At 64.8% G+C, this 11,152-nt stretch carries 11 protein-coding genes and 1 pseudogene; all 12 read left to right on the top strand.

The features are described 5' to 3' along the window. Window positions 1–39 precede the first annotated feature (39 nt). Entirely contained in the window at window positions 40–852 is an 813-nt protein-coding gene (locus SPR01S_RS12270; RefSeq protein ID WP_066590002.1) for an inositol monophosphatase family protein, read from the top strand. 133 nt (window positions 853–985) lie between these two features. Continuing rightward, a complete protein-coding gene (locus SPR01S_RS12265) occupies window positions 986–2,182 on the top strand; it encodes a GGDEF domain-containing protein (protein WP_066590001.1) in 1,197 nt (398 codons plus the stop codon). 135 nt (window positions 2,183–2,317) lie between these two features. Beyond that, window positions 2,318–2,692, top strand: a complete 375-nt coding sequence (ndhC, locus tag SPR01S_RS12260; RefSeq protein WP_066590000.1) for an NADH-quinone oxidoreductase subunit A — start codon at window positions 2,318–2,320, stop codon at window positions 2,690–2,692. 41 nt (window positions 2,693–2,733) lie between these two features. Next, entirely contained in the window at window positions 2,734–3,261 is a 528-nt protein-coding gene (locus tag SPR01S_RS12255; protein ID WP_066590003.1) for a NuoB/complex I 20 kDa subunit family protein, read from the top strand. Continuing rightward, window positions 3,258–4,100: pseudogene (locus tag SPR01S_RS12250) on the top strand (NADH-quinone oxidoreductase subunit C); the annotation flags it as partial. The gene SPR01S_RS12255 and the pseudogene SPR01S_RS12250, both read left to right, overlap by 4 nt. Before the next feature lie 335 nt (window positions 4,101–4,435). Further along, window positions 4,436–5,671 carry an NADH-quinone oxidoreductase subunit D gene (locus tag SPR01S_RS12245; RefSeq protein WP_066589998.1) on the top strand — a complete coding sequence of 412 codons (1,236 nt, stop codon included), beginning with the start codon at window positions 4,436–4,438 and terminating at the stop codon, window positions 5,669–5,671. Next, window positions 5,668–5,886 carry a hypothetical protein gene (locus SPR01S_RS12240; RefSeq protein WP_066589996.1) on the top strand — a complete coding sequence of 73 codons (219 nt, stop codon included), beginning with the start codon at window positions 5,668–5,670 and terminating at the stop codon, window positions 5,884–5,886. Before SPR01S_RS12245 ends, SPR01S_RS12240 begins: the two co-directional genes overlap by 4 nt. Beyond that, window positions 5,879–6,544, top strand: coding sequence for a complex I 24 kDa subunit family protein (locus SPR01S_RS12235; protein WP_066589994.1), 666 nt, complete (start codon window positions 5,879–5,881; stop codon window positions 6,542–6,544). The genes SPR01S_RS12240 and SPR01S_RS12235 overlap by 8 nt, the downstream gene beginning before the upstream one ends. Beyond that, complete coding sequence (locus SPR01S_RS21610) at window positions 6,544–6,714, top strand: hypothetical protein (protein ID WP_157082223.1); 171 nt, start codon at window positions 6,544–6,546, stop codon at window positions 6,712–6,714. The genes SPR01S_RS12235 and SPR01S_RS21610 overlap by 1 nt, the downstream gene beginning before the upstream one ends. 99 nt (window positions 6,715–6,813) lie before the next feature. Then, window positions 6,814–8,118 (top strand): NADH-quinone oxidoreductase subunit NuoF, encoded by a 1,305-nt coding sequence (nuoF, locus tag SPR01S_RS12230; RefSeq protein ID WP_066589992.1) that lies wholly within the window; start codon window positions 6,814–6,816, stop codon window positions 8,116–8,118. After that, window positions 8,115–8,834 carry a hypothetical protein gene (locus tag SPR01S_RS12225; protein ID WP_066589991.1) on the top strand — a complete coding sequence of 240 codons (720 nt, stop codon included), beginning with the start codon at window positions 8,115–8,117 and terminating at the stop codon, window positions 8,832–8,834. The genes nuoF and SPR01S_RS12225 overlap by 4 nt, the downstream gene beginning before the upstream one ends. Window positions 8,835–8,999: 165 nt before the next feature. Continuing rightward, a complete protein-coding gene (nuoG, locus tag SPR01S_RS12220) occupies window positions 9,000–11,000 on the top strand; it encodes an NADH-quinone oxidoreductase subunit NuoG (RefSeq protein WP_066589990.1) in 2,001 nt (666 codons plus the stop codon). Window positions 11,001–11,152 lie beyond the last annotated feature (152 nt).

Here is an 11,152-nt window from a genome sequence, read left to right as displayed (position 1 = left end):
CCCGACCCCTCCCGCAAGCGGGAGGGGGGAGTTTGTTTCATGCCCAGCCATTCCGGCCTCTTCACCGTCATCGAGCGCGCCGCGCGCAAGGCGGCGCCGCGCCTGCGCCGCGACTTCAACGAGGTTCAGCACCTCCAGGTCAGCCGCAAGGGCCCGGCCGATTTCGTCTCGATGGCCGACAAGCGCGCCGAGGAGACCTTGGTCGAGGAACTGCGCAAGGCGCGCCCCGACTGGTCGATCCTGGCCGAGGAAGGCGGCGAGATTGCCGGGGACCCGAACAAGCCGCGTTTCATCGTCGATCCGCTCGACGGCACATCGAACTTCCTTCACGGCATTCCGCATTTCGCGATCTCGATTGCGGTCGAGGAGCCGATGGCGAACGGCAAGCGCGAGATCACGACCGCCTTGGTCTATCAGCCGCTGACCGATGAGAGCTTCTGGGCGGAAAAGGGCAAGGGCGCCTGGCTGCAGGATGCACGGTTGCGCGTTTCGTCGCGCCGTGACCTTGCCGACGCGCTGATCGCGACCGGTATTCCGTTCCTGGGCCATGGTAATTTCGCACAATGGAGCCGCATATTCGGCGCGGTGGCGCCCGAAGTCGCCGGCATCCGCCGTCTCGGCTCGGCCGCGCTCGACCTTGCCTGGGTCGCTGCCGGGCGGTTCGACGGTTTCTGGGAATCCGACTTGCAGCCCTGGGACGTTGCCGCGGGCATGTTGATCGTCAAGGAAGCCGGCGGTTTCGTCACCGACTTCCGCGGCGGCGACCGTACGATGGAGCGCAACGAATTCCTCGCGGCGAACGACGTGCTGCATTCCAAGCTGCACAAGCTGATTGCGAACGCGTTGCGCTGACGCACTGGCTGGCCGTCCCGCTGCTCGCGTCCGCGGTGCCGGTCGCTGCCCGCACCAATCGTTCCGGTTCCATTATGGGTATCTCGGGAAATTACATAACCCGGCCTTAACGAGGGCGGGACTATGCGAGCGCATGGTTTCGACGCCCTCTTCGACGTCCCGGGAGGACGCGTTCCTGAAGACGCGGATCGAGGCGATCTATTCGATCGCGCTGGCGATGGTCGGCATGGATTTGCTCGGCTCGGCGATGATGGCCAGCCTTTTCTGGCAGCAGGGCAACAGAATCTGGCTGGTGATTTGGGTGGTGGCCAGTGCGATCGTCATCGGATCGCGGACCGTCGCGACCATGGCATACAAATCGGGTCGTTTTGCCGCCATCCCCAGTCGGCGTTGGGCAGCGTCGCTCACCGCATTCTCCGCGGCATCGGGTCTGTTATGGGGCGTCGCGCTCGGTCTGATCGTCGCCACCGGCACCGATAGTCAGGTCATGTTCGCGATTTGCGTTGCGCTGAGTGGCCTGACGTTGTCGATCGCTCATGTCGCTTATTGGCCGATGTACGCCGCATTCGAGATACCGGTGATGCTGGCCGCCGCGCTGGGATTCGTCGTCAGCGATCGGCCCGGGCATTGGCCGTTGGCGGGCGCCGCGACGGTGATGACGATCGTGTTGCTCGGCGTCAGCCGTCGGCTCGCCGCGCAAGTCCTCCACGCGCACCGGCTGGCGGCGGCCAATCAGGCGCTGGTCGAATCGCTCGGCGCACGGGGCAAGGCGCTCGAACAGGCGTGCGACGCGCTCGAACGTGTCAGCCGTACCGATCCGCTGACTGGGTTGGCCAATCGCCGTCAGCGCGATGGCCGGCTGGCGGACGAATGGGAACGCGCGCTGCGGTCCGGCGGGCCGCTGGCGGTAGTCGCGATCGACGTCGACCATTTCAAGCGCTTCAACGATACGCACGGCCACGCCGAGGGCGATCGTGCCCTCAAGGCCGTGGCCGAAATGCTGCTTGCCGGAGTGCGCGGACCGGTCGACCTCGCCGCGCGCCAAGGCGGAGAGGAATTCATGCTGATCCTGCCGGGTGTCGACCAGGCGGGGGCTGCCTCGATCGCCGAACGCGTGCGCGTGATGGTCGCGACCTGCAGCAACGACGCCGGCTTCGCGCTGCCGGAAAAGGTGACGATCAGCCTGGGCGTTGCGGCGATCCATCCTGGACCCGGCCGGTCGGTCCACGAACTGACCATTGCCGCCGATGCCGCTCTCTATCGTGCCAAGATGGCTGGTAGAAACCGCTACGAGATTGCGGTCATCGACAGCGTGGCAGCCGCCGCCTGAACATAAGGTCGGAGTCGGCTCGGCAGGCCCCTAAACGCCGCTAATTGCGAATCATTCTCATGGGATCGAGGCCTTGCCCGACTCCGGGTGCCGTCCTAGAGACGCCGCAACGTTTCGCACCTGCGAGAGACAATAGTGGTCGACCTGTCACAATATCTGCCGATCCTGCTGTTCCTCGGCGTCGCGCTCGCGCTGTCCAGCGCGTTCGTGTTCCTGCCGATGATCGCGGCCCGTTTCACCGGCGCACACAAGCCGAATCCGGAAAAGCTCAGCGAGTATGAATGCGGCTTTCCCGCGTTCGAGGATCCGCGCAGCCAGTTCGACGTCCGGTTCTACCTGATCGCTATCCTGTTCATCGTATTCGATCTGGAAGCGGCGTTCATTTATCCCTGGGCGGTGAGCGTGTTCTCGCTCGGCTGGGTCGCATGGATCAGCATGATGGTATTCATCGCCGAACTCGCGCTTGGCCTCGTTTATGCCTGGAAGAAGGGAGCGTTGGATTGGGAATGACCCCTTCAATTATCGGACATTCCGGCCCGGTCGAATTGCCGATGGCCGCCAGCGGGCAGGCGATCGTGCCGCCCGACCAGGGTTTCTTCGACGGCCTGAACGGTGAGCTCCAGGACAAGGGCTTCCTTGTCGTCGGCGCAGAAGAGCTGTTCCAATGGGCGCGCACCGGCTCGCTGTGGTGGATGACGTTCGGCCTGGCGTGCTGCGCGGTCGAGATGATCCACGTCAACATGCCGCGCTACGACCTCGAGCGGTTCGGTGCCGCGCCGCGCGCGAGCCCGCGCCAGTCGGACGTGATGATCGTGGCCGGCACGCTGTGCAATAAGATGGCCCCGGCGCTGCGCAAGGTCTACGACCAGATGTCGGAGCCCAAATACGTCATCTCGATGGGCAGCTGCGCCAATGGCGGCGGCTATTATCATTATAGCTACAGCGTGGTGCGCGGCTGCGACCGCATCGTGCCGGTCGACATCTACGTGCCGGGCTGCCCGCCGACCGCCGAGGCGTTGCTGTACGGCATCATGCAGCTGCAGCGGAAGATCCGCCGCGCGGGAACGATCGAGCGGTGAAGTCGTCTGCTCCCCTTTATGCGCCCAATGACGGCGTGATCGAGGTGGCCGAGAAGGCGCTTGGCCAGCGTGTGCTTTCGAGCCTCGAAGCCGTCAGCGAAGTCTCGTTCACCGTCGACCGCGAAAGCCTGGTCGAGACGATGACCCTGCTGCGCGACACGCCGGGTCTCGAATATCAGCAGCTGATGGAGATCGCAGGCGTCGACTATCCGGACCGGCCCGACCGGTTCGAAGTGGTCTATTGCCTGCTGTCGCTGACCCGCAACCACCGCATCCGCGTCCACGTCCAGACCGACGAGGTGAAGCCGGTGCCGTCGGTGACCGGGATCTGGCCGGTCGCCGGCTGGCTCGAACGCGAAGTGTACGACATGTACGGCGTGCTGTTCGACGGCAATCCGGATCTGCGCCGCATCCTGACTGATTACGGCTTTGTCGGCCATCCGCAGCGCAAAGACTTCCCGCTGACCGGCTATGTTGAGCTGCGTTATTCGGAAGAGACCAAGCGTGTCGCCTATGAGCCGGTCAAGCTGGCCCAGGACTTCCGAACGTTCGACTTCATGAGTCCGTGGGAAGGTGCGGAATATATCCTGCCGGGCGACGAGAAGGCGCCCGCCGCCGCGCCGCCTCCACCGCCGGCTCCCGCGGCGCCGCCCCCTGCTGCGCTGCCGCAGGAGAAGGGCGCGCCGACGCCGGTGACGGCCGACCAGATCGCCAAGGCCGACGCGGCGCAGACCGCCAAGGCTGCGCCAGTCCAGCCCAAGACGACCGATAGCCCGGCGCAGACCGGCGCGGGGAAGGCGGAGCCCGGCGCGAAGCCCAAGCCCGCCAAGGCCGGTGCCAGGACGACGAAGGCGAATGGCGCCGATCCCAAGCCGGCGCCGCCGTCCGAAGCCGACCCCAAGCCGACGCGCTCGCGCAAGATCGCCGATGTCGCCGCCGCGCCCGGGGCTGCCAAGGCGCCGTCGACTCGCAAGGTTGCCGCCAAGCCGCGCTTGAAGCCGGATGCGCCGACCGCCGACGCGCCGGCCAAGCCGAACCGCGCCAAGAAGAAGAATCCCGATGCGTAACGTTCTTCCCGCTTCCCCGGCGAAGGCCGGGGTCCAGTTGCCACCGGCTCGAAGCTGGGCCCCGGCCTTCGCCGGGGAGGCGTTTGTTATGAGCGCGGAGATGACTCGTGGCTGATCAGCTCGACAAGATGCTGGGGGTGACCGACGCCGAGGATCCGACCACCGGCGACGTCACGATCCAGAACTATACGATCAATTTCGGCCCGCAGCATCCGGCGGCGCACGGCGTGTTGCGGCTGGTGATGGAGCTTGACGGCGAGATCGTCGAGCGCGTCGACCCCCATATCGGCCTGCTCCATCGCGGCACCGAGAAGCTGATCGAGTACAAGACCTACGCCCAGGCTTTGCCCTATTTCGACCGGCTCGATTATTGCTCGCCGCTGTGCATGGAGCATAGCTTCGTGCTTGCGGTGGAAAAGCTGCTCGACCTCGAAGTGCCGATCCGCGCCCAATATCTGCGCGTGTTCTTCGCCGAGTTGACGCGCATTTCCAACCACATGCTGAACCTCGGCTCGCATGTGATGGACGTCGGCGCGATGACGCCCAACCTGTGGCTGTTCGAAATCCGCGAGGATTGCCTCAATTTCTTCGAGCGCGCCTCGGGCGCGCGCATGCACTCGAACTATTTCAGGGTCGGCGGCGTCCATCAGGACGTGCCGCTCAAGCTGTTGACCGACATCGCCGACTGGCTCGACACGCGCCTGCCGCGCTTGTTCGAGGATGCCATCAGCCTGGTCGCCGACAACCGCATCTTCAAGCAGCGCAATGTCGATATCGCCGTGGTCAGCCGCGAGGACGCGGTGCGCTGGGGCTTCTCGGGCCCGATGATCCGCGGCTCGGGCATTCCCTGGGATCTGCGCAAGTCGCAGCCCTATGACGCTTATGCCAAGATGGACTTCGACGTCCCCGTCGGCACCCGCGGCGACTGCTACGACCGCTTCATGGTGCGCGTGGAGGAGGTCCGCCAATCGGCGCGGATCATGAAGCAGTGCCTCAACGAAATGCCGAACGGCCCGATTGCGAGTTCGGATCGCAAGGTGGTGCCGCCCAAGCGTGCCGAGATGAAGCAATCGATGGAAGCTTTGATCCATCACTTCAAGCTGTTCACGGAAGGCTTCCACGTTCCCGCCGGCGACGTCTATGTCGCGACCGAAAGCCCCAAGGGCGAGTTCGGCGTGTATCTGGTCGCCGACGGTTCGAACAAACCCTATCGCTGCAAAATCCGGCCGACCGCGTTCAGCCATCTCCAGGCGATGGATTTCATGTCGAAGGGCCACATGCTCGCGGACACCACCGCGATCCTGGGCGCTATCGACGTGGTGTTCGGGGAGTGCGACCGGTGAGTTCGCGCGCTTATCTGTATTGGCAGTTGTCCAGGGTGATTTCTATCGCCATTGCGATGTCGATCATCGTCGGAATCTGGCTTCACGCCGCCTGGGTCATGACGCCTTGGACCTTGCTCGCGTTTGTAATCGTGGGCGGTTGGGGCGCTTGGGCTAGCTTAGTTTTGAAGTTCAATCAGATCGACAAGCGCAAGGTGGCGCGTACTCATGGCTGAAGCACCCCAAATCCCAGATGAGGCAGAGACCCGCGCGCGCTGGGGCGATTTCACTTGGACGGCTGAAAACGCCGCCAAGGCGACGGAAATCATTGGCCGCTATCCGCCGGGCCGCGCGCAATCGGCGTCGCTGCCGCTGCTCGATCTTGCCCAGCGCCAAGTCGGTGCGGACACGCAGACCCAAGGCTGGCTGCCGGTGCCGGTGATCGAGTTCGTCGCCAAGCAGATCGGCGTGCCGTATATGCGCGTGTACGAGGTCGCGACTTTCTACACGATGTTCAACATGGCGCCGGTCGGTCGCTATCACGTCCAGGTCTGCGGCACGACGCCGTGCATGCTGGCGGGTTCTGACGAGGTGCTGCGCGCGTGCAAGTCGAAGGGCTTGTCCAAGGGCCACACCACCGCCGACGGCCTGTTCACCTTGACCGAAGTCGAATGCCTGGGCGTCTGCGCCAACGCGCCGATGGTTCAGGTCAACGACGACAATTACGAGGACTTGGATTACGATCGCACGATCGCGGTGCTCGAGGCTTTGGCCAAGGGCGAGCAGCCGCAGGTCGGGTCGCAGATCGGCCGCCGCGCCAGCTGCCCCGAAGGTGGCCCGACCACGCTCAAGGAAATGGTCGGCGAGAACCATGATTACCGGGGGAGCTGGTGATGCGCGGCAACGTCAATCCGATCATCGCCGTCTTCGCCATCATCGGCGCGCTGGTGATTCTGGGCCTGGTGCTGCGCGTGGCGTTCGCACTGATCGGGCTCGCGCTCGTTGTCGGCGCGGTGCTGGTGATCTTCTATTTCGTCCAGAATGCGATGGGGAAAAGGCCGTGACCCTAACCGTCATGCCAGCGAAAGCTGGCATCTCGTGCGGCATGCGTGTCGCTTCATTGCTTGAGACCCCAGCTTTCGCTGGGGTGACGGAGGTGCGCTTTGTTAGCTGACAAGGATCGCATCTTTACCAACGTCTACGGCTTCCAGCCCTGGGGGCTGAAGGCCGCGCAGGCGCGTGGCGATTGGGACAATACCAAGAAATTGCTCGAGATCGGCGCCGATACGATCATCGACCGGATCAAGGCGTCGGGTCTGCGCGGGCGCGGCGGGGCAGGGTTCCCAACCGGCACCAAATGGGGCTTCATGCCCAAGGAGCCGCGGCCCGACCGGCCCAATTTCCTGGTGATCAATGCCGACGAATCCGAGCCCGGGTCGTGCAAGGACCGCGAGATCATCCGTCACGATCCGCACAAGCTGATCGAGGGCGCGCTCGTCGCCGGTTTCGCGATGCGCGCGCGTGCCGCGTACATCTACATTCGCGGCGAATATATCCGCGAGGCGGAGACGCTCTTCGCCGCGGTCGCCGAGGCCTATGATGCCGGGCTGATCGGCAAGAATGCCTGCGGCTCGGGCTATGATTTCGACGTCTTCGTCCACCGCGGCGCGGGCGCGTACATCTGCGGCGAAGAGACCGCGATGCTCGAAAGCCTGGAAGGCAAGAAGGGCCAGCCGCGCCTGAAGCCACCGTTCCCGGCCGGCGCCGGCCTCTATGGCTGCCCGACCACGGTCAACAACGTCGAATCGATCGCCGTCGCGCCGACCATTCTGCGCCGCGGCCCCGAATGGTTCGCGAGCTTCGGCGCCGAGAATAATCGCGGCACCAAGCTGTTCCAGATCAGCGGCCATGTGAACAAGCCGTGCGTGGTCGAGGAAGCGATGTCGATCCCGTTCCGCCAGTTGATCGAGGAACATTGCGGCGGCATTCGCGGCGGCTGGGACAACCTCTTCGCGGTGATCCCCGGCGGGTCGTCGGTGCCGTTGGTCCCGGCGGCGCAGATCATGGACTGCCCGATGGATTTCGACGGGCTCAAGGCGCTCGGCTCGGGCCTCGGCACCGCCGCGGTCATCGTCATGGACAAGTCGACCGACATCGTCCGCGCGATCAGCCGGCTCAGCTATTTCTACAAGCATGAAAGCTGCGGCCAGTGCACGCCGTGCCGCGAAGGCACCGGCTGGATGTGGCGCGTGATGGAGCGGCTGCGCACCGGCGACGCCGACGTCAGCGAGATCGACACGCTCTACAACGTCACCAAGCAGGTCGAAGGCCACACGATCTGCGCTCTGGGCGATGCAGCGGCCTGGCCGATCCAGGGCCTGATCCGTCATTTCCGCCCCGAACTCGAACGCCGCATCGCCGAACGCCAGGGCGACGATTTCGCGCCGATGCAAGAGGCGGCGGAATGAAGCCGTCGGTCGCTATTCGAGCTGCAGCCGTGCTGGTGGCGCCTTTGGTGGCCGTCGCGTCACCGTGCGCCCGGGCGCAGCTCAAGCCGGAATTGCAGACCGGATCGATGATTCCGGTTCAGCCAAAGGCGGTCGATCCGCGGGAGGCTGGAATTATCCGAAAGCATTTCGCGCAATGTATTTATCATTCGTCTCGGTCGCGGGCCATCGCCCTGCTGAATAACAGCGACGCGGTCGCCGTCGACATGGCGGCGGCAAAGATCACGGATGTCACCAAGGATCTGGGCATGGAACGTTGCCTTGGCGACCAGGTGGGCTTCGACCAGAACGCCCTGGGGATGAAATTCTCGCCTGGCGTCTTGCGCGACCTGATGGCCGAAGAAGCCTATCTCGCGGCCAATCGGGCCGCGCCCCAGCTTGCTGCGGCGCCCGCGCCCCTGCAGGCGAATTTCGTGTCGACCGGAGATAGTCTGGCCGAAGCTCATGCGATGGTCAGTTTCACCGATTGCGCCATCCTAAAGGACATCGGGCACGCCGACGCGTTGTTGCGCACGATGCCTGGCAGCCCCGCCGAACGAGCGACGGCGGCGGCGCTCGCGCCTGCTCTGGGTGATTGTCTGGTGAAAGGCCAGCAGGTTACGCTGTCGCCTGCCGGCATTCGGGGATTCGTCGCCTACGCGATGTGGAACCGCTTTGGCCGGGGGGCCGCACAATGACCATGAAGGCGGCGAACAATTTCCTATCCGAGGCTGCGATCAACCGCGTTTTGGGGAGTCGCGTATCCTGCCGGACGGCGGGAAGGGCGCCAGCTCAAGCGGCGAGATCCGCGACCGGTGGTCGTCGAACCACTCTATCACATGCTGTCGAGGTAAACGGCGCTCATGCCTAAACTCAAAGTAGACGGGATCGAGGTCGAGGTCCCCGCTGGCGCCACGGTGCTCCAGGCGTGCGAGGCGGCCGGCAAGGAAATCCCGCGTTTCTGTTATCACGAGCGGCTGTCGATCGCCGGCAATTGCCGTATGTGCCTGGTCGAAGTGAAGCCGGGGCCGCCCAAGCCCCAGGCGTCGTGCGCGCTGCCCGCGGCGGACAATCAGGAGATTTTCACCAACACTCCGATGGTGAAGAACGCGCGCGAAGGCGTGATGGAATTCCTGCTGATCAACCATCCGCTCGATTGCCCGATCTGCGATCAGGGCGGCGAGTGCGACCTGCAGGATCAGTCGGTCGCCTATGGCCGCGGCGCGTCGCGCTATACCGAGAACAAGCGCGCGGTGACCGAGAAATATATGGGTCCGATCGTCAAGACGGTCATGACCCGCTGTATCCAATGCACGCGCTGCATCCGTTTTGCCGAGGAAGTCGCCGGCGTCGAGGAAATCGGCGCGATCTATCGCGGCGAGGACATGCAGATCACCTCGTACCTCGAACACGCGGTGACGAGCGAGCTGTCGGGCAATGTCGTCGACCTCTGCCCGGTCGGCGCGCTCACCTCGAAGCCCTATGCGTTTGAGGCGCGGCCCTGGGAGCTCAAGAAGACGCTGGCGATCGACGTGATGGACGCGGTCGGTACCAATATCCGGCTCGACAGCCGCGGTCGTCAGGTCCTGCGCGCGCTGCCGCGGGTCAATGACGACGTCAACGAGGAATGGGCGACCGACAAGACCCGTCACGCGGTCGATGGTCTGGTCCGCCGGCGCCTCGACAGGCCCTATGTCCGCAAGGACGGCAAGCTGGTCGCGGCGACCTGGGACGAAGCATTCGCGGCGATCGCGGCGGTGAAGGCAGGCAACAGCGTCGCGGCGATCGCCGGCGACCTGGTCGATTGCGAGACGATGTTCGCCGCCAAGGCGCTGGTCAAGGCGATGGGCGGCTCGCTGCTCGAAGGCCGCCAGACCGGCATGGATTACGACGTGTCGAGCCTGGCCGCGGTCAATTTCAACACGACGATTGCTGGTGCCGAGACGGCGGACGCGATCCTGCTGGTCGGCACCAACCTGCGCTGGGAAGCGCCGCTGGTGAACACCCGCATCCGCAAAGCGATCAAGAAGGGCGCCAAGGTCTTCGCGATCGGGCCCGAGACCGATCTGACCTACAATGTCGAGTGGCTCGGCAACGATCTGTCGCTGCTCGGCAAGCTGCCCAAGGCGGCGGCGGACGCCTTCAAGGACGCCCAGCGCCCGATGATCATCGTCGGCGGCGCGGCGCTCAAGGGCGGGCAGGGCGCCGCATTGGCACTCGCCAAGACGCTTGGCGTGGTGAAGGACTGCTGGAACGGCTTCAACGTCCTCCATTTCTCCGCGGCGCGGATGGGCGGGCTGATGCTCGGCTATGCGCAACAGGGCGGCATCGCGGACGTGGTCGCGGCGGATCCCAAATTGGTCTTCCTGCTCGGTGCCGACGAGGTCGATTTCTCGAAGCTTTCCAAGAGCTTCAAGGTCTATATCGGCCATCATGGCGACAAGGGCGCTGCGGCAGCCGATATCGTCCTGCCGGGTGCGAGCTATGCCGAAAAGGCCGGCACCTATGTTAATCTCGAGGGCCGGGTGCAGCGCGGCGAGCGCGCGGTATTCCCGCCGGGCGATGCGCGCGAGGATTGGACGATCCTGCGTGCACTGTCGGAGAAGCTCGGCCACACGCTGCCGTTCGACACTTTCGAGGAATTGCGCGCGCAAATGGCGCTCGACGTTCCCGCGCTCGGCCAGATCGGGCTGGTCAGCTTCGACTGGAACCCGCCGGCGCTGACGGCCAAGGGCGAGGGCGAAATCGCCTATCCGATCAAGGACTTCTACCTGACCAACGCCATCTGTCGCGCCAGCCCGACGATGCAGCAATGCTCGGCCGAACTGCTCCACGGCCAGGCCTTCGCGGAGGCCGCGGAATGACAATGCTGATGACAAATTCCTCCCCGGCACGGGGAGGGGGACCGCGCGGCGCTAGCCGCGGGGTGGAGGGGGCCTACGACGCTCGTGCCTTCTCGCCTGCCGCGCCTTGGTCGTGGGCCCCCTCCACCATGCTGCGCATGGTCCCCCTCCCC

It is taken from the genome of Sphingomonas pruni NBRC 15498 (assembly GCF_001598455.1).
Classification (GTDB): domain Bacteria; phylum Pseudomonadota; class Alphaproteobacteria; order Sphingomonadales; family Sphingomonadaceae; genus Sphingomonas; species Sphingomonas pruni.
The sequence above is the reverse complement of the archived record's forward strand: the minus strand, read 5'-3'. Positions and strand labels throughout refer to the sequence as shown.